We start from the raw sequence: 22,538 nt of genomic DNA on the forward strand, positions 1-22,538 counted from the left end.
TGCCCGGCCCCGTATCGGTGCTAGAAGTGGTAGCGCATGGCGGCGGCCAGCACGTGCACGTGACCCGAGGTGGTGCCCTGCATGTTCACAAAGGTATCAGTCTGTCCATCCCCGCTGGAATCGAAGCCCCGGGTGACGTCCAGGTCCTCGCTGCCGATGTGGATGTAGCTGTAGCCGAAGTCGAAGGTGAAGCGGTCACTGCTGTTTAAGGTGGCGCCGATGGAGAACCAGGTGCGGTCGCCATCCGGGGTGCGTGTGCTGCGGCCGTTGGTCTGCGTCGGGGTCTGGTCATACTGGATGCCGCCGCGCAGGGTCCAGCGCGGGTTCATCTCGTACTCGGCCCCGACCGCGAGGGCATGGCTGTTGCGGTAGTTCTGCTCCAGCACCTGGTCGCCGTTTGGCAGTTCGATGCGGATCTCGTCGAAGTTCGACCAGTTGAACCAGGTGTACTGGGCCAGGCCGGTCCAGCGGTCATTGAAGCGGTGGCGGATGCCGATGGATGCGATATCCGGCAGCTTCAGGTCGGCCTGCCCGGGCAGCACGGAGACAGGCCCGCCCGCGGGCTCGGTGATGGTCGCCGTGCCGCTCAGGGTGTGGGTGATGCCATCGCGGTAATGGATGCCGAGGCGGGTGTCATCGCCCAGATCGAACAGCATCCCGATGTTGAAACCGATATCCCAGTTGTCGCCCTCGAGTTTGAATTCGCCATCGCTGGCGGGCGTGGGCGGGAAGCCGGCGGGGATGGCGCTGCGCAGGGTCGCGTCGGCGTACTGCAGGTCGAGGCCGCCGCCGATGGAGATGCGGTCGGTCAGGTCAAAGGCGATGCTGGGCTGCAGGTTCAGCACCTGCAGGTCGGATTCCAGCGAGTCGTAGCGGGCGAAGAAGTCATCGTTGTATTCATTCTTCAGGCCGAAGGGCGCGCTGAGGCCAAAGCCCAGCCAGACACGTTCCGAGTACTGCTCCGCCCAGTACAGGTTGGGGATCGGAGTCGGGTCGTAGGGGTTGTTGCCGTCGCGGCCCTCGTACGGGGCTCCATTGATGGTGGAGCTGCTGCGCCGGACCTTGGCCTCGGGGGCCAGCAGATACACGCCTGCCTGCACCTCGTTGCGTTCCAGGCGGGTCATGCCGGCCGGGTTGAAGTAGACGGTGCTGGCATCGGAGGCGACGGCGGCCTCGCCGGCATAGGCGCGGCCGAGACCGGAGACCCCTTGCTCCTGCAGGTAAAAGCCCGCGGCCAGCAGGGTCGTGGGTGCGGCGAACAGCGCGGTGCTGACGGCGGCGGCAAGCGCCAGACGGCGCGAAGGCTTCATGGTCATGCGATCTCCCCCTTATTGGTCTTTTTTCGGGGGGACCGTCGGCGGGCGGTCTGGCGCTTCCGGCACGGGCTCCCCCGCCGCGGACACTACCGATTCCGGGGAGAGGATGCCAAGCGCATCACGTTTTGCGGTCAGGTCACCAGGATCAGGCCCACCAGTGCGGCGACGCCGCCGCCTACCAGCAGCGTGAGGGTGCGCCGGGTAAAGCGGCCGAGGATCAGGCGTGCCGCCCGCTCGCGCATGCCGAAGGCATCCTGCAGGCCCACAATAGCGGCGATCAGGCCCCCGACCAGCAGGATGATTCCAAGGATCTGGGTCATCGTTCAGGCCTTGTGGATCAGCCGCAGCAGACCCAGCAGGAGGACGGCGCCGACGGTGGCGGCGGCGAGGCTGCCGATCAGCCCGCCGGCCTGGACCCCGAGCTGGGTGAACAGCCAGCCGCCGAGGAAGGCCCCGATCACGCCGACCACGATGTTGAGCAGGATGCCCTGCCCGGAGCCGTGCACCAGTAGCCCGGCGAGCCAGCCGGCGATGCCGCCGATGAGCAGGAGGAGGAGAAGGGATTCGACGGCCATGATGTCGCGCTCCTTGCGGGTAACGGAGTATTGGAGTGTGCCGAGGTCGCTGCGTTCCCCGAATCGCACGGTGGCGGAGAGTTCGACTGTACAGGGCACGCGGCTGGGCCGCCCAGCAGCGGTGGCCTCCGCAAGGGATGGCAACCCCTTCGTCGTGGGTATTTTTGAGAACCATTCCGCAAAACCCTAGTCTATGGATCGGATATTAGTAGATCCGTCATGGACGGGGCCAGCCAATCCGCGTGGCCTGTCGACGGGAAGGAAACCGGAATGCATGAACCGAATGATCGCGCCGCCGCGGGCTGGCGCCCGTCACCCCGCGGACAGGTCCGTGCGCTGCTGCCTGCCGCGCTGCTGGCGCTGCTCGCGGGTTGTAGCGCCGAGGAGGGGCAATCCGACTCGATGGTCTCGAATGCCAACGCCGGCGAGCGGCTGGCGCCGGTGGAGGAAACGGGCACGCTGACCGTGGTGACCCGCAATGCGCCCACCACCTGGTACTTTGACCAGCACCTGGAACCGGCGGGCAAGGAGCATGATCTGGTCGAGGGCTTTGCCCAGGCACATGGCTGGCAGGTGGAGTGGGTCATGGCCGAATCAGTCTCCGGTGTGCTTGAGTCACTGGCCTCCGGCGAGGCCCATATGGCCGCGGCGGGACTGACCCATCTTGCCTCGCGCGACGAGCGTTTCCGGCGCGGTCCCGAGTACATGGAGATCACCGAGCAGGTGGTCTGCCATCGGGATCTCGATGGCATGCCCGAATCGGCAGACGACCTGGGGTCGGTCGACCTGGTGGTCTCGGCCGGCAGCAGCTACGTGGAGACCCTGGAGCAGGTGCTTCCGGAATCGGCCGGGTTCGAGACCCGAGAGATCGGCACCGAGCGGCTGATGGCGCAGGTCGCCCGGCAGGAGATCGACTGCACCGTGGCCGACTCGCATATCGTGCGTTACAACCGCCGTTCCTTCCCGCATCTCGACATCGCCTTCGACCTGTCCGAGCCGCGTACCCTGGGCTGGTACGTGCAGCCGGACCAGGTGGCGCTGGCCGAACTGGCGGAAGACTGGATGCAGGGTGATGGCGGCCGGGAACTACGCGAACTCGTGGACGAGCGCTACTTCGCCTACATCGACCAGTTCGACTTTGTCGACCTGCGGGCGCTCAACCGCCGAATCGAGGACCGTCTGCCGCAGTTCCAACCGTATTTCGAGAAGGCGGCCGAGCGCACCGATCTGCCGGCCGATCTGCTGGCGGCCCTGGCCTATCAGGAGTCTCACTGGGATCCGGAGGCGCGCAGTCCCACCGGTGTGCGCGGCCTGATGATGCTGACACAGCGCACGGCCGAGTCCCTGGGGGTGGATCGCCTGGACCCGGTGCAGAGCATCGACGGCGGGGCGCGCTACCTGCAGCGCCAGCATGAACTGCTGCCCGACGACATTGACGAGCCCGACCGCACCTACCTGGCGCTGGCGGCCTACAACATCGGCCGTGGGCACCTGCTGGATGCGCGCAGGCTGGCGCGCGAGCTCGGGCGCGATCCGGATCGCTGGGCCGACATTCGCGAGACCCTGCCGCTGCTGACCGAGGAGCGCTACTACCAGAACCTGCGTTTCGGCTACGCCCGCGGCTATCAGCCGGTGTATTACGTGCAGCGTATCCGCAACTACCGCGACGTGATCCGGCCCGTGTTCACCGCCGAAGACCTGCCCGCGGACGTGACCGTGGTTCAGGGCGACTGACACGGCCCAGCAGCCCCTCCAGCGCCTGCTCCCAGCGCGGGCGCAGGGCCGGCTCGGTCCATGCGCGCACATCCGGGGCCGGCGGGGGCCCATCCTGCAGCCAGGCCTGCAGACGCGTGGCCAGCGCCTCGGCGTCCGCTGCGGGGTAGCGGCAGGTGTCGGGATACTGCTCGCGGTAGGCGAGGGCGTCCGGCACCAGCGGCGTGGCTCCGGCGGCCGTGGCTTCCAGCATCGCCAGACCCTGGAACTCGTGTACGGCGGTGCTGACCGCGATCCCCGCGCGGGCCAGTAGCGCCTCGTAGTCGGATCGCGGCAGGTGGCGGTCCGCCACGATGTGCCCGCCCAGGCGCTCGCGCAGCGCGGTCAGCACCTTCGGCGGCGGTTCCGGCCGGGCGCCCAGCAAGGCCAGCCGGAACGGCACACCACGGGCGGTCAGCCGGTTAAGTGCCGCGGCGAAGGTCTCCGGGGCCTTGTCGTATTCCCAGCGATGGTTCCACAGGATCAGTCCCGGATCGCGCGGCCCGGCTGCCACGGTCGCGGCGCGGATCGGCACGGGCAGTACGCGGCTGCGGTCGCGCAGACGCGCACCCAGGCCTGCTGGCACGGCATCCGGCATGCGTGCCAGCAGGGTCTCGACCCCGTCCAGAAATGAGTCGCGATTGTAGGCCGAGTTGAACAGTACCCGGTCGGCAGCCAGCGCGGCATACAGCTGCACCATCTGCGGGTCCAGCGAGGGGTGCTGGCGCTGGCCGCGCGGGTAGGCGAACTGGTTTTCGTGGACGTAATACAGCGTCGGGCTGCGTGCCAGCGCCGGGTGTAGCCCGCGCAGGGTGGCCAGGTCCACCATCGAACTGGCGATCACCGCATCGGGCTGCAGCCCTTCCAGCCGATCCAGCCAGGAGATCGGGTTGCCGCGAATGCGCCAGCGAAAGTGCCGCCCGGGCAGCTCAAGCACCTGCCAGTCGAAGGCATCGAAGGTCGTGGTCAGCCAGTCGGCCCAGGCGGCGTGGCTGTCGGCGCGGTATGCCGACAGCAGCAGGATGGTGGGACGCTCCGGCATGGCAGGACCGGACCCGCTCACGTGCGATCGAGCGGTATGTCCGGGGCTGGGCGATGGAGGTGGTAGCCCTGGGCCATGTCCACTCCCAGATCGCCGAGCATCGCGAGGGTCTCGGGGTCCTCCACGCATTCGGCCACCGTGAGCTTGTCGAGACCGCGGGCGACATCGACCATGGCGCGGATAAAGGCCTGGTTGTCGCGGTTGTTGGGCAGGTCGCGCACGAACATGCCGTCGATCTTCAGGACCTGTACGCCGAGGTACTTCAGGTAGGCAAAGGTGGAGAAACCCGAGCCGAAATCGTCCAGGCAGACGCTGCAGCCGGTCTGCTGCAGGCCTTCGATGAAACGCTGCGCATCCTGCATCTCGGAGACGGCGGCGGTCTCGGTCAGCTCGATGATCAGGCGCCGCGGCGCGACCGTGTGCTGTTCCAGCTGCTGGGCGATGTACTGCGGCAGACCCGGCTCGTCGAAGCTGCGCCCGGAGATGTTGATCGCGATCCCGGGGATAGCCGGATCGCGGGCCAGGCAGGCGATGCTCTCGCGGATCACCCAGCGGTCGATGTCCAGGATCTGGCCGGTCTTCTCGGCGATCGGGATGAACTGGCCGGGCATCGAGATCTCGTCCGGTTTGGCCGGGTCCCGCATGCGCACCAGGGCCTCGACGTGGTGCAGATGCTGGTCGGCGATGGTGTAGATCCCCTGGAAGTGAAGCTCGAACTGGCCCTGCTCCAGGGCGGTACCGATGCGCTGGCTCCAGGACATGCGTTCCAGCATGTGCGCGGCGGTGTTGCGGCTGCGGTCGAAGACTGCCCAGGTGTTCTTGCCCAGGTCCTTGGCCTGGTACATCGCGGTGTCGGCATGGGCCACCAGGTCCTCGACATTGTCGCCGTGGTCGGGGAAGTAGGCGATGCCGATGCTGGCGGTGAGGCGGTAGTTCTGTCCGCGAAAGCGGAATGGAATGGCGGAGATCGCGCGGCCGACGCGCTCGGCCAGTTCGACCGGCTCCTGCTCGCTCTCACAGTCCACCAGGATCGCGAACTCGTCGCCGCCCAGGCGGGCAAACAGATCCTGGCTGCGCACCAGGGCGGCGATCTCGCCGGCCGCGCGCACCAGCACCGTGTCGCCGGCGCGATGGCCGAAGGTGTCGTTGATGGTCTTGAATTCGTCGAGATCGAAGTACAGCAGGGCGAAACGGCCGTGGCGCCGGCGTTCGCTGCGGATCACGTGTTCCAGGTGCTTCTGGAAGTGGTGGCGGTTGTACAGCCCGGTCAGCGCGTCGTGCTCGGCGAGGTAGACCAGCTGCTGGGCGGTCTGGCGCTCGTGGGTCACGTCCTCGTAGAGCCACAGGCGACCGATGGAGCGCTCGTCGCTGTCATGCACCGGGTAGGACACCTGGGTCAGGATACGCCCGTCGTAGAGGTCGACCTCGAAGCGTTCGCTGATCTCGTGGGTGTCCAGCACGTGAAGCACGTAGCGCGAGGCGTGATCCGGCCGCGCGAAGCGGTGGGTCGAGTGCTCCAGGACGTCGCGCGAAGGGCGGCCGACCAGCTCGATGTCGCCGTGGATGGCCCACATGCGCCGAAAGGCCGGGTTGATGTATTCCACCCGGCCTTCGCGGTCCTCGAACAGGATGCCGATGCTCATGGCCGACAGCAGCGCCGCCATGCGGCCCTGTTCGCGCTGGGTAAGTTCCAGCAGTCGGCCCTGCTCGTCGCGCGCCGCCTCCAGGTCACCCAGGGCTTGCAGCAGGGTTTCCTCGTTGCGCTTGCGCTGGGTGATGTCGTGCGAAATGGCGACGTAGCGGGCGGTCTGGCCGCGCGGGGCAACCAGCTGCACCGAGATCTCCACGGGCACCTCGCGGCCATCGCGGTGGATATGGCGGGTCTCGAAGCGCATCTGGTCGCGCTCGCCCCGGCGCAGCGGCTCGATCAGCTGGCGAAAACGCGGCTCGGGGTATTCCGGCTTGATGTCGAATGGGTGCAGCGTCAGCAGCTCGTCTCGCGGGATGCCGGTCTGGTCGACCGCGCCCTGATTCACGTAGATGAAACGCAGGGTGTCCACGTCGAACAGGAACACGGCATCCAGCGTCAGGTCCAGGGTGGAGCGGAAGGCCTCCAACTCGTCCGTCTTGCTGCGCAAGTTCTCGCTGGTCGTGACCAGTTCGTTGGCATCGATCACATGGCCCTGCAGGTACTGGATCTGGCCCTGGTCGTCATAGATGCCCACACCGCGCTCGAAGACCCAGCGCAGGCGGCCGTCGTGCTGAATCAGGCGCCATTGGACCTCGAACTGGCCGTCCCGCTGCAGACCCTCTGCGATCTCCTGCCAGACCCGGTCGCGGTCCTGCGGGTGGACCAGGTCGCCCAGGGTCATGTCAGTGGAGGCGAAGCGGGCGCGGTCGTAGCCAGTCAATTCCTGTACCGCGCCCTCGACGTTGATGGCATCCCAGCGCGGGTTGTTACGACAGCGATAGACGAACCCATTGATGGTGTCGAGGATGCGCACCAGGTCGTCGCCCTGGCGCGAGCCGAGCGACCGCGTCAGTATCATCAGTGCCACGAACGCAAGCACCGCGGTCAGCATGCGCAGCATCTGCACGGGTACCCCGGTGGCGGCGAGGAAGTCGCCCTGGGCCGGCAGCCAGCCCGGCAGGGCCGGGTCCACGGCGCTGGGGAAGGGCGTTGCCAGCGCATAGGTAACAAAGGCGATCGCCAGCCCGCCAAGGGCAAGGTGGTGCGTCAGATGCTGGCGCGCGCTGTCCTCCCGGCGTGCTTCGCGCGCGAACAACAGCGCGAAGGCGACCCCGGTGAGCAGGGCGCCGGGGAGCCCGAGCAGGTAACGCCCGCCGTTGGTCAGGCCGCGCGTCGGGTCATCGGCAATCCCGATCATCAGCAGCAGCGCGCCGCCAATGAACGGGTAGCACCAGAGGCCCGTGAGGCGAATGCGGGTCTGACTGTCGTTCAGGGCGCGGCGCCCGAATTCCAGCAGCGGCAGGAAGGAGGCGATCTGCCAGGCGGCATTGAGTCCACCGGCCCTGGCGGCGGGGTAGTGGAAGCCGGCCGCCTGCAGGAATTCGTAGCTGCCATGGATCAGGCCGAACAGCGCCAGCAGCCAGAAATGGCGCGCGAACGGGAGCCGCGGCTGGTGTTTCGGCAGGACCAGGGCCACTACGCCCAGAGAGAAAAAGGCGAGGCCGTAGGCCAGATAGAGAATGGTGAAGGCGGCGGTCGAGAGTTCCATCAGCGCGGGTCTCGCCGGTTACGTGATGTGGGCGGGGGCTGCGGAAACGGGGTGGCTCGCACGCAGATTCCTCTCGGCCAAGATCGGCGCGTCGCGGACCCGGATCACCGGGGGATCAGGCTGCAAGCTTGCGGGGTTCGAGCGGAGGGATGCAAGTACGGGCCGGAACTGGCCCGCGGCAAGAGGTGTCCGGCCCGGGACTCCGGGCCGGACGGGTACGTCGGGATCAGGCCCCGACGTATTCGTCGCACCAGCCTTCGGCGTTCACCTGAACCCCCTGGAAGTCGGCGTGGAAGCACTGGCCCCACTGGTCGTCGCCACCGCCCCAGAAGGCGCAGTTCTTGCACTTTTCGCCCTCGGAATAATCCGAGTGGTCGGAGTCGGCCGCGTTGTTCACGTAGTTGTGGGCGTGACCGTCTTCGGCCTGATCCGCAGCGTGTGCTGCGGGCATGCCGACCAGGCTGACAACCGGGATCGCCGCCACGGCCGCAGAGGCCTGACGCAGGAACTTACGACGATTCGCATTCGGCTTGTTGGACATGAAGTCCTCCGTTTGCTTGGTGGTAATGGGTTTCTGGCGTTCTTTAACTTGCGAAAATCACCCGCTCCAGGCGGGATCATTCCCTTCGAGGCCACAAGCCGCCGAGGGTTCCCTTGGATTGGTAACCCTTTTCAGCGGAATCCCGGGCGCGGCCGTGTGGCCGGGGCCACGCTGTCCCGTGTGCGTGCCGCGCAGGATCCGCCGCAGCGCGCGCATGGGACAGGTGCCCCCACAGGGATGCGAGGGCCCGGAAAAAAATTCCGTTCGATGCGCTGCCGGGCGTGTTCTTGTGATGAAGATCGCGCCGTTCTGTTCTACCATTAGGGATTCCTAATAAATGACGGCAGGAGGTGCGTGATGGCATACAGGAACATGATTGCGGTGCTGGCCCTGGGTACGCTGGCCCTGGCCCCGTTCGCCCAGGCGAGCGCGGTGGAGCGCGGGATGGAACCGAGTGTGGCGCTGCTGGGTGGCGTGGTCTCGCCGGACCTGTCCGATGCCAGCTCCGATCCAGCGTACGGGGTCGAGATTGGCGCCAACTGCCAGCTGTTCCAGCCGGCCGCCGGTGTGCTGCGCCATCACTTCAGTGTCTCGCGCTACAGCGATGATCCGCTGCGGATGACGAGCGCCGAAGTCAACAGCCACTGGATGTTCGAGCCGAACGAGCGCCTGTCCCTGGGCTTCGGGCCGGGCATCGGCTATGTGCGTGCCAAACTGGACGACACGACCAATGGCCTGTGGGCCGCGCAGCTGGGTGGCAGCCTGAAGTACCAGCTGGACCAGCAATGGTTCCTGGGGCTGGAGGCGCGCTACCAGTTTACCGAGAGCGACCGCTTCGACGGCCGTCGTGCCGACGCCGACAACATGCGCGTGATGGGCAAGGTGGGTATGCAGTTCTGATCCTTCGGCCCGTCCGGTAACCGGGGGGCTTGCTGCCCCTCGGGTACCGGGTGACGATAAGGCGACGTTGACACAGCAGGGCGTTGCCCATGGCCGAGACCTCCGAACCCACCGACTCGGGCGAGACCCGTGAAGCCCCCGCATGGCACAGCCGAAATGCGGAGGAAGCGCTCGAGCACTGGGATTCCACGCGTTCGGGTCTGACGGCCGCCACGGCCGAAGAGCGTCTGGCCCACTACGGGCCCAACCAGTTGCGCCCGCCCGAACGGGCCGGTGTGGTCCGGCGCTTCCTGCGCCATTTCCATAATGTCCTGATCTACATCCTGCTGGTCGCGGCGCTGGGGACGGCGCTGCTGGGGCACTGGGTGGATACCGGCGTGATCCTGGCCGTGGTCCTGATCAACACGCTGATCGGCTTTGTGCAGGAGGGCAAGGCGGAGAAGGCGCTGGATGCCATCCGGCGCATGCTGTCCCCGCGTGCGCTGGTCACCCGCGAGGGCGAGCGTCGCGAGATCCCGGCCGAGGAACTGGTACCCGGCGATATCGTGCACCTGCAGGCCGGTGACCGGGTTCCCGCCGACCTGCGGCTGTTCGAGACCAAGAACCTGCGCCTGGAAGAGGCGGTCCTGACCGGCGAGTCGGTAGCGGTAGAAAAGGATACCGCCGCGGTGGAACGGGAGGCGGACCTCGGGGATCGCCGCAGTATGGCCTTCTCCGGGACGCTGGTGGCCTTTGGCCGTGGCGCCGGCGTTGTCGTGGCCACCGGCGAGCATACCGAGATCGGACGCATCTCCACCATGCTTGGCGAGGTCGAGGGGCTGGAGACGCCGCTGGTCCGACAGATGGAACAGTTCGGTCACTGGCTGGCGGCCGTGATCGTGGTCATCGCGGCGGCGACTTTTGCCTTCGGCTACTGGATTCGGAGCTATCCGCTGGACGAGATGTTCCTCGCGGCGGCGAGCCTGGCGGTGTCCACCATCCCGGAGGGCCTGCCGGCCATCATGACCATCGCGCTGGCCATCGGGGTGCAGAAGATGGCGCGGCGCAATGCGATCATCCGGCGCCTGCCGGCGGTGGAGACCCTGGGGTCGGTCTCGGCCATCTGCTCCGACAAGACCGGCACGCTCACCCGCAACGAGATGACGGCGCAGACCCTGCGCACGGCCACCCGCGAGATCCTCGTTGGCGGCGTGGGCTATGCGCCGCTGGGGCAGTTTTCCGAGGACGAGCGCGATATTGACCCGGACGAGGACCCGCTGTTGTGCGAGGTGTTGCGGGCGGGGCTCCTGTGCAATGACGCCCGGCTCTACCAGAAGGATGGCGACTGGGTCATGGAGGGGGATCCCACCGAGGGCGCCCTGATTACCCTGGCGCAAAAGGCCGGGCTGGACCCGCGCCTGGAAGGCGAACGCCTGCCGCGCACCGACGTGATCCCGTTCGAGTCGGATCATCGCTACATGGCGACCCTGCACCACGACCACGACGGTCACGCCTGCATCTTCCTGAAAGGGGCGCCCGAGCGCGTGCTGGAGCTTTGCAGCGAGCAGCAGGTAGATGGCGAGACCCGCGAGGCGCTGGATGGCGAGCGCTGGCACGCCGCCATGGAGGCCGTGGCGGCCCGCGGGCAGCGTCTGCTGGCCGTGGCGGTGCGCGACACCGAATCCGATCGCGGCGAGCTGCGCTTCGATGATGTCGAGGCCGGCGGTTTTACCCTGCTCGCCCTGCTGGGGATTATCGACCCGCCACGCGATGAGGCGATCCGCGCGGTGGCCGAGTGTCGCGCGGCCGGAATCGACGTCAAGATGATCACCGGCGACCACCTGGCGACCGCCCGGGCGATCGGCGAGCAGCTGGGCCTGGGCCGCGACGCCGAGGCGCGGTCCGGTCACGAGCTGGATGCCCTGGACGAGACGGCGCTGGCCGATGTCGCGGAACGTACGGACGTCTTTGCCCGGACCTCGCCGGAACACAAGCTGCGGCTGGTGCGGGCCCTGCAGCAGGGCGGGCGCATCGTGGCGATGACTGGCGACGGGGTGAACGATGCCCCGGCGCTGAAGCGGGCGGATGTCGGTGTGGCGATGGGCGGCAAGGGGACCGAGGCGGCCAAAGAGGCCTCCGAGATGGTCCTGGCGGACGACAATTTCGCCTCCATCGCGCATGCGGTGGAGGAGGGTCGGACGGTCTACGACAACATCCGCAAGGCCATCCTGCACATGCTGCCGACCAACGCCGGGCAGTCGCTGACCATCATGATGGCGATCCTGATGGGGCTGGCGTTGCCGCTGACGCCGGTGCAGGTGCTGTGGGTCAACATGGTGACCTCGGTGACCCTGGCCATGGCGCTGGCCTTCGAGCGCGCCGAGCCGGGCGTGATGCAGCGCCCGCCACGGGCACCGGATGCCCCGCTGCTGTCCGGCTTTCTGCTCTGGCGGATCCCGTTCGTGGCGCTGCTGCTGTGGGCGGGCACCTTCGGTCACTTCGTCTACATGGAGACCGTGGCCGGGGTTGCCGACGAGATCGCGCGCACCGTGGCGATCAATACCCTGGTCGCGGGACAAGCCTTCTACCTGCTGAACCTGCGTCTGATCCATCAACCGGTGCTGCCGGGCGGCGAGCTGTTCCGCTCGCGCGCGATGTGGCTGGCCATCGGCGTACTGGTTCTGCTGCAGCTGGCGTTCACCTACGTGCCCGTAATGCACACCCTGTTCGGGACCACCGCCATCGGTGCGGACGACTGGGCGCGCATCCTGGCCTTCGGCCTGGCGGTGTTCGTGATCGTGGAGCTGGAGAAGCTGGTGGTACGCCAGGTGCTGGCCCGACGCCGAGGGGTGGCGCTACAGGCCGTCTAGACAGGGGACAGGCGCGCTTGCAGTGGGAGCGGTGCTGCCCTTGCGCGTGGCGGGATCAGGCGGCGGTGAAGGCGGTGCGCAGCAGCTCAGTGGCCTGTTCGGCCGCGACCGGCGGCGAGTAGTGATAGCCCTGGGCGCGGGTGCAGCCGAGGGCGCGCAGTGTGGCGGCGTGGGTGCGGCTCTCCACGCCCTCGGCCACGGCCTCCAGTCCGAGGTTGCGCGCCATGTGGATGACGGTCTGTACCAGGCGCTGGCTGTATTCGTCGCGGTCGAGGCCGGCGACGAAGCTGCGATCGATCTTGAGAATGTCCAGCGGCAGCCGGTGCAGGTAGCTGAGCGACGAATACCCGGTGCCGAAGTCGTCCATTGCCAGCTGAATGCCGAGGGCCTTCAGGCGGCGCAGGGTCTCGATGAGTTCGTCGAGATTCCCGAGCGTGGCGGTCTCGGTGATCTCCAGCCGAACCTGGGTCGGCGGTGCGCCCGTGGCGTCAAGGATGCCCCGGACCTCGCCGACCAGTTCCGGGCGGGTCAGCTGGCGCGGGGACAGGTTGGTGCTGATGGTCAGCATCGCGTCCGGGTAGTCCGCGTGCCACTGTGCGAGCTGACGGCAGGCGGTGCGCAGCACCTGCAGGTCGATCCGGTGGATCAGGCCGGCATCCTCGGCAATACCGATGAAGGCGTCTGGGGCGACCAGTCCCCCTTCACGCGGCCAGCGCACCAGGGCCTCAAAGCCGGTGATGCCGTCCTGGCTAAGGGACATGATGGGCTGGTAGTGCACGATGAATTCGCCGCGCTCCACTGCATGGCGCAGGTCGGTCTCCAGTGCCAGGCTTTGCAGGGCCTGGGTCTGCATGCCGGGGTCGCAGAATTCGCAGCGCGCCTTGCCCAGGGATTTTGCGCGATACATGGCCATGTCCGCCTCGCGCATCAGATCGTCCGGAGTGGTGCGGCCCGGGGGCTGCGGCGCATCCGACGCCTGGGCTCCCTGCTGCGGACAGGTGCGGCCGTAGGGGCGCGTGGCGATGCCGATGCTGACGGTGACGTAGACATCCTGCCCGGCAATGGAGAACGGCTCGTGCAGCACGGACTGCAGGCGCTCCGCCACACGCAGGGCATCCGCGGGCTCGTTCAGGCCTTCCAGCAGGATGGTGAACTCGTCGCCGCCCAGGCGTGCGAGGGTGTCGTCCGGACGCGGCGTCGACTCGCCCTGCGGGCGCGAGACGGTGTCGTTGCTGCGCAGCGCGCTCAGCAGGCGCTGGCCCACACGCACCAGCAGTTCGTCCCCGGCCGGATGTCCCAGGCTGTCGTTCACGACCTTGAAGCGGTCGATATCCACGAACAGAACCGCAAACAGGTTGAAGGGGTCGCGGGCGGCGCGGGCGATGGCGTGGGTCAGACGATCATGAAACAGGCGGCGGTTCGGCAGGCCCGTCAGCTGGTCGTGCGAGGCGTTATGTAGCAGGTGCTCCTCGTGGCGGTTGCGCTCGATCACGCGACCCAGCTGCACGCCGATCTGCCACATCAGCCACAGCAGGTCGGGGTCCGTCTCGGTGGGTTTGGTGGCGAAGAACTCGAGGACGCAGGCGACCTCGGAGCCGACCATCACCGGGAAGGCAAAGCCCGAGCGCAGACCGCTGGAGGTGGCCTGCGGCGCGCGCGGGAAGTTGTCGTCGTTGGCCAGATCCTCGATCCAGGCCGGTTCGCCGTTGTCCAGGACCCGGCCGGGGAGGCCCTGGCCGATGGCGAAGGACATGTCCTCGGTGCACTCGCGAAACGCTGTGAACGGCTGTGTGGAGGCCAGATGCCAGATGCCGGTCGGAGTCAGTTCGCTGGCGCCGCTGTGCTCGTTCTGCCGGGCCAGGTAGGCATGCCCGACCGGCCAGTCAAGGTAGCCACCGATGGCGGTCAGCGCGGCCCGCAGCACATGCGCGATGGAGTCCGACTGGTTGGCGGTGGAGGCAATGGTGTTGAGCAGCTCGATCTGCTGCTGCTTGGCGTAGATGTCCTGCAGACGGTCCTCGGCCAGCGCCTCGGCGCGTCGCCGCGCCTCGCGCTCGCGCTCCACCAGCCCCTGCAGCCGTTCCCGTTCGACCTCCGGTGCACTGCACCGAGCATGCCGCTTCACACGCACCCCCGCAGGGCGACGCGATTTCTCTCCGCTCGAGCGTCATGCATGGGCCACCCCTGGCCGTTCCCGTGTCGAATGCGTTCCCTGACATCCGGCAGGATGCCGCGCACTTCAGATAGAGACGCCGGTTCTCGGATTCCAATTCCGTGTGGATTCTAGAGAAAGCCCTGAATCGACGTACGCATTCGCGTTGGCAGCGTGCGGCGCGGGTGCGTCAGTCGTCGCGGTGCGTGACCCAGGGTTCGCCCATCTCCCGTTCCCAGTCTTCCTGGGTCGGGTGGTTGCGGTCGTAGCGTATCCAGGCCTCGAAGATCTCGTCCGGCCAGTGCGACTGCAGCCAGGCAATGATGGCCTCGGCATCGCGTTCGGACAGGGTGTCCTCAAAGCTCGGCATGGCCCCGCCGCGGGCCTCGGCCCCGTAGCGGATCATATCCCTGAGTTGCCAGTACGGGTGATGCCAGGTGTGGGCACTGCCGTCCAGCGGCGGGGGCGGCAGGGTGCCATCGGGATTGCGCTGACGCCAGTTTTCGGCGCCCTCGCGCTGTTCCCCGTGGCAGGCCGCGCAATGGAGCTGATACAGGCGTTCGCCGCGCTGCAGGATTTCCGGGTCGGTTGTGCGCTGGTGGTGCTCGGGTGTCCCGGGACCGCCACCGAAACCGTCGCAGCCGGTGAGTCCGGCGACTGCCAGGCCCAGGATCAGTACCAGGGCTGAGGCGTGGGCCCCGGGGGCGCGTCCGAAGCGGTGCCAGGCGTGACTGGACATCAGTCGCGGGCCCCCGGGTCACCCGAGTTGGCTGGATCGTCGTCGCCGCGGAAGGCATCCCGCACCGAGCCCCAGGCCTTGCGCGAGCCATCGCGGACGCCACCCCAGGCATCCCGGGCACCCTCGCGGACACCGCCCCAGGCACCGGAGGAGCGCTCGCGCATCTGGCCGGACCACTCTGCCAGGCGGTCGCGTTCCTCCACCAGTCCGTCATAGGCGCGTTCGCGGCGCTCGCGCGTGCCCTCGCTGAGGTCGTCCCAGCCTTCGCGGATGTTGTCGCCCAGACGGCCGAGTTCGCGGTCCATCGCGTCCAGGGTCTCGCGCGTGCGCGAGCGGGTGGCCTCGTCGCCATCCTCGCCTTCCTGCTGGAGTTCCTCGCGGGTCTCGGCCCAGGATTCGCGCAGTTCTTCCATCTCCGTCGCGGTGGCGTCCGCCGCGGCCGAGGCATCGTGGTCGTCTCCGTGCAGGGGGCTGGTCGCCAGCAGCAGGATGCACAGGCCGGTCAGCAGGAGAGGGCGCAGCGTGAACGCTTTCATGGTGAGGTCCTCCGGGGCCGTCGCGGGCGGCGGCCCGATATTGGGTTTTCGCCATGGTAGGACGTTTTGGACTCCGGTATGTTTCCCGCAAGACGTTTTTTGCGAGGGATGCCACGTGATGGAGCGACACTGGCCGTTGCTGTGGGGGTTGCTGACGGCACTGCTGGCGGGCTGTGCCACGCAGTCTGCGGCACCGGAGAATGGGGATGTGGCGGCGGACCGGGAACCGGCCCCTACGGCCTACGAGTCGCAGGCGGTCCCGGCGCTGGGGCCTGCGGCGACGCCCGGTGCCGCGGTGCTGGAGTGGTTCGCGGCCAGCCGCTGGGCCTCCGGTCTGGCGCTGGACTACGCCGGGCTGGAGATCGATCAGCCGCGCCCGGGGCGCGCCGAGCTCCGCCTGACCGGGCTGCGCGATGACGCCGTGAGTGCCTACGAATTCCGCCTGGAGCTGGACGACACGGAGGCGGGCTGGGTGATCACCGCAGTTGAACGCCGCGCCATCTGCCGCCGCGGCCTCGGCGACAGCGGCCTCTGCCTGTAACGCCGCGCGCTCGCGGGGCCCGTGGTGATCCTTGCTCCCTGAAGGCGATTCACAGGAAGGCTGGAAGAAGGGAAGAACATCTGTACGGGCAAGGTGTTGATGTGACCCGCCCCCTCTATGCCATCTTCCACTCTTCCCGTCCTCCTGTAGATCGCCCTTGACCTTGATGCCCCCCTCGAGAGTCGCGTCTCCCTAGCGGCGGCGGGCGAGGGTCAGGCCGTCGCCGATGGGGGTCAGCGCGAGGTCGATGCGTTCGTCGTGGTGCAGGGCGGCGTTGAAGTCGCGGATCGCCCGGGTGTTATCGCGGCTGTCCTGCGCGTCCGCCACGCGACCATGCCACAGGGTGTTGTCGATCAGGATCAGGCCGCCCGGTCGGACCAGGCGCAGGCAGTGTTCGAAGTAGTCGGGGTAGCTGGTCTTGTCGGCATCGATAAAGGACAGGTCGAAGCGGCCGGTCTCGCCGTTCCGCTCCAGTGCCCTTAGCGAGTCTTGCGCCTCGCCCTGTTCGAGGCGGATGCGGCCGCTGACCCCGGCGCGTTCCCAGTAGCGCCGGGCCGTGGCGATCCACTGCGCGCTCCGGTCCAGGGTGACGACCTCGCCGTCTTCCGGCAGCGCCAGTGCGATCGCCAGCGCGCTGTAGCCGGTGAAGGTGCCGATCTCAAGGTAGCGCCGCGCCCCCATGAGTCGCGCCAGCAGCGCCATGAACTGGCCCTGCTCGGGCGCGATCTGCATGTTGGCCTCGGGCAGGTTCGCGGTCTCGGCACGGAGGTCGGCAAGCACCTCGGGCTCGCGCAGCGAGTGCCCGAGCAGATAGTGGTACAGGCGATCGTCGAGTCCGATGGAACGATTGGACATCACGCGCTCCCGATTGCTGGGGGTGGGTCGGCGGGTCAGCCACGCTGGCGCGAGATGCGCAGGACGTCGGGCAGGCGGCGCAGGCCCCGCATGATCTGGGCCAGGTGCTGGCGGTCGCGTACCGTCAGCAGGAAGGTCATCGCGGTGGAATGGCCGTCCTGCTCATTGAAGGAGATGTGCTCGATGTTGGAGCCGTGATCGGCGATGACCGCAGCCATGTCGGCCAGGGCCCCGCGCCGGTTGGCGGTGCGCGTGCGCACGGCGGCCGTGAACTGCAGCTGCGGTTCGTGTGACCACTCGAGGGCAATGGTGCGGTCGGCGCGCTCGCGGCTGTCATGCAGGACGTTGCGGCAGCTCTCGCGATGCACCACCAGGCCACGCCCGGCGCTGAGCTGGCCGATGACCGGGTCGCCCGGGATCGGGTGGCAGCAGCGGGCATAGCTCAGCACCAGGCCCTCGGTGCCCTTGACTGCCAGGGTCGTCGCCGTCGGCTCGGCAGTTTCGGGGCCTTCCTTGCCGACCATCTGGCGTGCCACCAGAGAAGCCATGCGGTTCCCCAGGCCGATATCGATCAGCAGGGCGTCGAGGTCTTCCAGCTGCATCGCATCGAGCATCTGGTCCAGTCGCGCGGGGGATATCTGCGACAGGCGCGCATCCAGGGATTCCAGGGCCTTGTCCAGCAGACGCTCGCCCAGGGTGCGGGCCTCCTCCGACTGCATCGACTTCAGACAGTGGCGGATGCCAGTGCGGGCCTTGCCGGTGACCACGAAGGACAGCCATGCCGGATTGGGGCGGGCGCCGGGGGAGGTGACGATCTCCACGGTCTGCCCGCTTTGCAGGCGCGTGGAAAGCGGTGCCAGCTGGCGGTCGATCTTGGCCGCCACGCAGCGGTTGCCGACATCGGAGTGCACGGCATAGGCAAAGTCGATCGGGGTGGCGTCGCGCGGCAGTACCAGGATGTCGCCGCCCGGCGTAAAGGTGTAGACCTCGTCCGGAAACAGGTCGACCTTCACGTTTTCCAGGAATTCGATGGAGTTGCCGACGCTGTTCTGGATTTCGAGGACGTCCTTCAGCCATTCGCGCGCTCGGCTCTGGGCCGTGCGAGTGGATTCGCCCCCGGCCTTGTACTGCCAGTGGGCGGCGATCCCGCTCTCGGCGACACGATCCATCTCGGTGGAGCGGATCTGTATTTCGATCGGGATACCCTGGGGGCCGAACAGGATGGTGTGCAGCGACTGGTAGCCGTTGGACTTCGGGATCGCGATGTAGTCCTTGAAGCGGCCCGGGACCGGCTTGTACAGGTTGTGCACCACGCCCAGCGAGCGGTAGCAGGTGTCGATGTCGTCGACGATGATGCGGATGGCGAATACATCGAACACCTCCTCGAACGAGTGGTGCTTGTCGCGCATCTTGCGATAGATGCTGTACAGGCTTTTTTCGCGCCCGGAGATGCGACCGACGATGCCCGCCGCCTCCATGCGCGAGCAGATGGCCTGCTCGATGTTCTTCATCGGTTCGCGCCGGTTGCCACCGGCCCGTTGCACGGCCTGCTCCAGTACCGCGGCGCGCCAGGGGTGCTTGGCGGAAAACCCGAGCTGTTCCAGCTCGCGACGGATCGCGTTCATCCCCAGGCGCTGGGCGATCGGCGCGTAGATCTCCAGGGTTTCCTTGGCGATGCGGCGGCGCTTGTCCGGGCGCATCACGCCCAGGGTGCGCATGTTGTGCAGGCGGTCGGCCAGCTTGATCAGGATCACCCGGATATCGCGGGTGATCGCCAGCATCATCTTGCGGAAGTTCTCCGCCTGCGCCTCGGCCTTTGACTGGAACTGCAGGTGGGTGAGCTTGGAGACGCCATCGACCAGCTCGGCAACCTCCTCGCCGAACTCGGCGTGGATACGATCCTTGCTGGTGGCGGTGTCCTCCATCACGTCATGCAGGATGGCGGCGCAGATCGCCTGATGGTCCATCCGCATCTCGGCCATGGTGCGGGCCACGGCCAGGGGATGATAGATATAGGGTTCGCCGGTCTTGCGGGTCTGGCCTTCGTGAGACTCCGCGCCCAGGAGATAGGCGCGATAGACCTCCTCGACCTCGTTGGGCTCGAGATAGGCCTCGAGCTCCGAGCACAGATCGCTGATCAGAAATCGGGTCGAGTCGCCCGCTGCCGAGGAAGCGGCCCCGGGCGCGGCTGGCTGCCCAGCGGCCATGAAACGGGATCTCCTAGCGTTCGTCGGCTTCGAGCTGTTCCAGATGGCGGATGGTGCTGAAGTCCAGCATCTGGTTCTGGGGACGTTCGTCGTGTTCGTCGAACACCTCGACACCGACCACGCCGGCGGCGATTTCGCGCAGGGCGATCACCGTGGGCTTGTCGTTGTCCTCAGGGACGCGAGCCTCCTTGCCGTGGGCGATGTGGCGGGCCCGGCGGGCGGCCATCAGCACCAGCTGGAAGCGGTTTTCGACGTTTTCGAGGCAGTCCTCGACGGTGACGCGTGCCATCGGATACTCCGGTCAGTAAATTCTTGAAATCCATGCGGCGTAGCCGCAGTTCACCAGCATGTTACGCCGACCCCGGTTCCAGCGCCAACAGGTTTCCCAGTGTGGATGCGGAACGGTGCTCCTGCTCCACGGTGCGCAGGCGGTTGCTGCGGAAGATGCAGGCCAGGTCGCGCACGGCCTGGTCGAAGTCGGCATTGACGACGGTGTAGTCGTATTCGCGGAAGTGCGTGCAGTCGGATTCGGCGTCGCGCAGGCGGCGCTGAATCACGGCTTCCTCGTCCTGGCCGCGCCCGCGCAGGCGGCGTTCCAGCTCGTCCCGCGAGGGCGGCAGGATGAAGATCGAGTGTGCGTCCGGGACGGCGGCGCGCACCTGGCGCGCGCCCTGCCAGTCGATCTCCAGGATCACGTCCACGCCGGCGTCCAGGCGCGCGTTCACGCTGGCGTGCGCGGTGCCGTAGAAGTTGTCGAACACCTTGGCGTGTTCCAGCAGCTGACCGTCCTCGATCATGCCCAGGAAGGTCTCGGCGGAGACGAAGTGATAGTGCTGCCCGTCCACCTCGCTGGCGCGCGGCTTGCGCGTGGTGTGCGAGACCGAGACCTCGACTGCATCCACCGTTTCCAGCAGGGCGGCGACCAGGCTGGTCTTGCCGGCGCCGGAGGGGGCGGAAACGATATAGAGCGAGCCGCGAACGGCGGGGGCAATGGCGGTCATGGGCGCGTCCGCAGGACCTGGGCGTGATCGGGAACCGGCGAGTTCCGGGGCGTGCCGGAGCTTCCAGAGTCAAAGAAGAAGGTTGGTCGGAGTGAAAGGATTCGAACCTTCGACCCCTGCCTCCCGAAGGCAGTGCTCTACCAAGCTGAGCTACACTCCGAACCGAGCCCGCTATTATGCCGGGCCATTTCCGGCCTGTCCATGCCTTCGGACGGAAAACCGTCGAGGGTTTCCCCGGGCCCGCGGCGGGGCACGCAGCGAACGTCAGTGATCGCGGCCGACCGCAAAGCGCGCGAGGTCGATCAGCGCCTGACGCTGGGGGGAGTCGGGCAGGTGCTCGATGGCCTCGATGGCGGCGGCGGTCTCGGTCTCGGCGCGAGCGCGGGTGTAGGCCAGGCCGTCGGTGGCGTGGACCACCTGCAGCACCGCGTCGACCTGCTCGCGGCCACCGTTTTCGATCGCCTGGCGCACCGTCGCCTGCTGGTCCGGGTTGCCGACGCGCAGGGCGTGGATCAGCGGCAGGGTGGGCTTGCCTTCGGCGAGGTCGTCGCCCATGCGCTTGCCGGTGACGTCGTCGCTGGAGGAGTAGTCGAGCACATCGTCGATCAGCTGGAACGCGGTGCCCAGATGCATGCCGTAGCGGGCCAGCGCCTGTTCGTCGGCCTGCGGGCGCCCGCCGAGGATCGCGCCCAGCTGGCAGGCGGCCTCGAACAGCTTGGCCGTCTTCGACTGGATCACATGCATGTAGCGGGCCTCGTCGACATCGGCATCGTGGCAGTTCATTAGCTGCATCACCTCGCCTTCCGCGATCACGTTGGTCGCGTGCGAGAGGATCTCCATCACCCGCATCGAGCCGACCTCGACCATCATCTCGAACGCGCGCGAGTAGAGGAAGTCGCCGACCAGCACCGCGGCCTCGTTGCCGAAGATGTGGTTGGCGGTCTCGTTTCCGCGCCGCAGCTCGGAGGCATCGACCACGTCATCGTGCAGCAGGGTTGCGGTATGGATGAACTCGACCACCGCGGCGAGGGTGATCGGGTCGCGGCCCTCGACCTGGCAGGCCCGGGCCGACAGGGTGACCAGCAGGGGCCGCAGGCGCTTGCCGCCCGAATGGATGATGTAATGCCCGAGCTGATTGATCAGCACCACCGGAGAGCTGAGGCGCTCGCGGATGCACTGGTCGACGGCCTGCATGTCGTCGGCCGCCAGTTCTCGGATCGCGTCAATGGGCATGAGGTTGGCTAGCGCGCTCGTGAGGTGGTCGTGAGGGGCGAAGGCATGCTAGGGAAACGCTGGACAATGTACAAGGGAAGCACGGATCAATGTACGCGCGCGCGAGCGCTGGGCCGCAACGCGCACCGTTGCCGTTACCCAGGACGAGCATTGACCCGGACGGGAAGCGCTGCTAGCATTCCCGCCCTTTCGCGAGACCAGCTTCAGTCTGGCTGGTCCACACAAGGTATCGCAACGGAGTCCCAGGGAAATGTACGCGATCATCGCAACAGGTGGTAAACAGTACCGCGTCGCCGAAGGCGACGTGATTCGCATCGAAAAGCTCGACGCCGAGGCCGGTTCCGAGGTCGAGTTCGACCAGGTGCTGATGGTCGGCGCCGGCGACGATGTCCGCGTCGGGGCCCCGCTGGTGGATGGTGGCAAGGTCACCGCCAAGGTCGAAGACCATGGCCGCGCCAAGAAGGTCCACATCATGAAATTCCGGCGGCGCAAGCATTCCCAGAAGCAGATGGGGCACCGCCAGCACTACACCACCGTGCGTATCACCGGCATCGCCGGGTGAGCGCTCGCAGGCATTCAGGAGAGCTGAACCATGGCACATAAGAAGGCAGGCGGGAGTACCCGCAACGGGCGCGATTCCGAAAGCAAACGCCTGGGCGTGAAGCGCTTTGGCGGTCAGGTCGTGCGCGCTGGCAACATCCTCGTTCGTCAGCGTGGGACGCAGTATCATCCCGGCGAGGGCGTGGGTTGTGGCAAGGACCATACGCTGTTCGCCAAGGTCGACGGCCAGGTCGTCTTCAAGGTGGGCGGCAAGCACAACCGTCGTTTCGTGAGCGTCCAGCCGCAGCAGTAAGCCGGCCGGCTAGGGAGACGCTGATTGAATCGCACGTCCGCGTTGGTGCCCCCTGTTTTCCGAGACAAGGCGCGACGGGCAGCGGGTAGTGGTTCTACCCGCAAGCGGCGCAACGCAGGATCGGGGAACAGGGGGCACCAACCCCACAAGCCATTGAAAGCAGGGGCTCGGCCGCTTTCGCGCGGGAACGGCGTTGCGGGTCCCTTG

General features: G+C 67.3%; 20 protein-coding genes and 1 tRNA gene. 6 read left to right on the plus strand and 15 right to left on the minus strand.

Features of this window, described 5'->3' with window-relative positions:
• Positions 1 to 20: 20 nt before the first annotated feature.
• From D000_RS0104180 to D000_RS0104190, 3 genes are all read right to left on the minus strand, one after another.
• Positions 21 to 1,316, minus strand: a complete 1,296-nt coding sequence (locus tag D000_RS0104180; protein WP_018872301.1) for an OmpP1/FadL family transporter — start codon at positions 1,314 to 1,316, stop codon at positions 21 to 23.
• A 131-nt stretch (positions 1,317 to 1,447) separates the two neighbouring features.
• Positions 1,448 to 1,636, minus strand: a complete 189-nt coding sequence (locus D000_RS0104185; RefSeq protein WP_018872302.1) for a DUF3185 family protein — start codon at positions 1,634 to 1,636, stop codon at positions 1,448 to 1,450.
• Positions 1,637 to 1,639: 3 nt separating this feature from the next.
• On the minus strand, positions 1,640 to 1,891 hold the full coding sequence (locus tag D000_RS0104190) for a GlsB/YeaQ/YmgE family stress response membrane protein (RefSeq protein ID WP_018872303.1): 252 nt from the start codon (positions 1,889 to 1,891) through the stop codon (positions 1,640 to 1,642).
• 270 nt (positions 1,892 to 2,161) lie between these two features.
• On the opposite strand from D000_RS0104190, the gene mltF reads away from it, so the two are divergent.
• On the plus strand, positions 2,162 to 3,625 hold the full coding sequence (gene mltF / locus D000_RS0104195; RefSeq protein ID WP_018872304.1) for a membrane-bound lytic murein transglycosylase MltF: 1,464 nt from the start codon (positions 2,162 to 2,164) through the stop codon (positions 3,623 to 3,625).
• Here mltF and D000_RS0104200 read toward each other — a convergent pair.
• From D000_RS0104200 to D000_RS0104210, 3 genes are all read right to left on the minus strand, one after another.
• Positions 3,576 to 4,685: a DUF3524 domain-containing protein gene (locus tag D000_RS0104200; RefSeq protein ID WP_018872305.1), complete on the minus strand. Its 1,110-nt coding sequence runs from the start codon at positions 4,683 to 4,685 to the stop codon at positions 3,576 to 3,578. The two genes, mltF and D000_RS0104200, sit on opposite strands and share 50 nt — an antisense overlap.
• A gap of 17 nt (positions 4,686 to 4,702) precedes the next feature.
• Complete coding sequence (locus D000_RS0104205; protein WP_018872306.1) at positions 4,703 to 7,924, minus strand: EAL domain-containing protein; 3,222 nt, start codon at positions 7,922 to 7,924, stop codon at positions 4,703 to 4,705.
• 226 nt (positions 7,925 to 8,150) lie between these two features.
• Positions 8,151 to 8,465, minus strand: a complete 315-nt coding sequence (locus D000_RS0104210; protein ID WP_018872307.1) for a high-potential iron-sulfur protein — start codon at positions 8,463 to 8,465, stop codon at positions 8,151 to 8,153.
• A 357-nt stretch (positions 8,466 to 8,822) separates the two neighbouring features.
• Here D000_RS0104210 and D000_RS0104215 point away from each other — a divergent pair, with 357 nt between their 5' ends.
• Positions 8,823 to 9,365 carry an outer membrane beta-barrel protein gene (locus D000_RS0104215; RefSeq protein WP_018872308.1) on the plus strand — a complete coding sequence of 181 codons (543 nt, stop codon included), beginning with the start codon at positions 8,823 to 8,825 and terminating at the stop codon, positions 9,363 to 9,365.
• An 89-nt stretch (positions 9,366 to 9,454) separates the two neighbouring features.
• Entirely contained in the window at positions 9,455 to 12,214 is a 2,760-nt protein-coding gene (locus D000_RS0104220) for a cation-transporting P-type ATPase (RefSeq protein ID WP_018872309.1), read from the plus strand.
• Between the two features lie 55 nt (positions 12,215 to 12,269).
• On the opposite strand, the gene D000_RS0104225 is transcribed toward D000_RS0104220, so the two are convergent.
• The 3 genes from D000_RS0104225 to D000_RS0104235 form a co-directional block, all read right to left on the minus strand.
• The gene (locus tag D000_RS0104225) at positions 12,270 to 14,339 is read right to left on the minus strand and encodes a bifunctional diguanylate cyclase/phosphodiesterase (protein WP_155999218.1); all 2,070 of its coding nucleotides are present in this window, start codon (positions 14,337 to 14,339) and stop codon (positions 12,270 to 12,272) included.
• A gap of 217 nt (positions 14,340 to 14,556) precedes the next feature.
• Positions 14,557 to 15,105: a cytochrome c gene (locus tag D000_RS0104230; RefSeq protein WP_018872311.1), complete on the minus strand. Its 549-nt coding sequence runs from the start codon at positions 15,103 to 15,105 to the stop codon at positions 14,557 to 14,559.
• Entirely contained in the window at positions 15,105 to 15,641 is a 537-nt protein-coding gene (locus D000_RS0104235; RefSeq protein WP_018872312.1) for a hypothetical protein, read from the minus strand. Before D000_RS0104235 ends, D000_RS0104230 begins: the two co-directional genes overlap by 1 nt.
• 118 nt (positions 15,642 to 15,759) lie before the next feature.
• On the opposite strand from D000_RS0104235, the gene D000_RS13315 reads away from it, so the two are divergent.
• Positions 15,760 to 16,182 carry a hypothetical protein gene (locus tag D000_RS13315; protein WP_018872313.1) on the plus strand — a complete coding sequence of 141 codons (423 nt, stop codon included), beginning with the start codon at positions 15,760 to 15,762 and terminating at the stop codon, positions 16,180 to 16,182.
• Positions 16,183 to 16,374: 192 nt separating this feature from the next.
• Here D000_RS13315 and D000_RS0104245 read toward each other — a convergent pair whose 3' ends face one another.
• From D000_RS0104245 to ispB, 6 genes are all read right to left on the minus strand, one after another.
• On the minus strand, positions 16,375 to 17,037 hold the full coding sequence (locus D000_RS0104245) for a class I SAM-dependent methyltransferase (protein WP_018872314.1): 663 nt from the start codon (positions 17,035 to 17,037) through the stop codon (positions 16,375 to 16,377).
• Between the two features lie 35 nt (positions 17,038 to 17,072).
• Positions 17,073 to 19,244, minus strand: coding sequence for a bifunctional GTP diphosphokinase/guanosine-3',5'-bis pyrophosphate 3'-pyrophosphohydrolase (gene spoT / locus D000_RS0104250; RefSeq protein WP_018872315.1), 2,172 nt, complete (start codon positions 19,242 to 19,244; stop codon positions 17,073 to 17,075).
• A gap of 13 nt (positions 19,245 to 19,257) precedes the next feature.
• Positions 19,258 to 19,533 (minus strand): DNA-directed RNA polymerase subunit omega, encoded by a 276-nt coding sequence (rpoZ, locus tag D000_RS0104255; protein ID WP_018872316.1) that lies wholly within the window; start codon positions 19,531 to 19,533, stop codon positions 19,258 to 19,260.
• Positions 19,534 to 19,594: 61 nt separating this feature from the next.
• Positions 19,595 to 20,245 carry a guanylate kinase gene (gene gmk, locus D000_RS0104260; protein ID WP_018872317.1) on the minus strand — a complete coding sequence of 217 codons (651 nt, stop codon included), beginning with the start codon at positions 20,243 to 20,245 and terminating at the stop codon, positions 19,595 to 19,597.
• Positions 20,246 to 20,328: 83 nt separating this feature from the next.
• A tRNA-Pro gene (locus tag D000_RS0104265) sits at positions 20,329 to 20,405 on the minus strand.
• Between the two features lie 104 nt (positions 20,406 to 20,509).
• Entirely contained in the window at positions 20,510 to 21,478 is a 969-nt protein-coding gene (gene ispB / locus D000_RS0104270; protein ID WP_018872318.1) for an octaprenyl diphosphate synthase, read from the minus strand.
• Positions 21,479 to 21,728: 250 nt separating this feature from the next.
• Here ispB and rplU point away from each other — a divergent pair, with 250 nt between their 5' ends.
• Together rplU and rpmA are read left to right on the plus strand one after the other, a co-directional pair.
• Entirely contained in the window at positions 21,729 to 22,040 is a 312-nt protein-coding gene (gene rplU / locus D000_RS0104275) for a 50S ribosomal protein L21 (RefSeq protein WP_018872319.1), read from the plus strand.
• Positions 22,041 to 22,070: 30 nt separating this feature from the next.
• On the plus strand, positions 22,071 to 22,331 hold the full coding sequence (gene rpmA / locus D000_RS0104280; protein WP_018872320.1) for a 50S ribosomal protein L27: 261 nt from the start codon (positions 22,071 to 22,073) through the stop codon (positions 22,329 to 22,331).
• Positions 22,332 to 22,538: the final 207 nt, after the last annotated feature.

Source organism: Thioalkalivibrio sp. ALJ16, from assembly GCF_000377345.1.
In the GTDB taxonomy this organism is placed as follows: domain Bacteria; phylum Pseudomonadota; class Gammaproteobacteria; order Ectothiorhodospirales; family Ectothiorhodospiraceae; genus Thioalkalivibrio.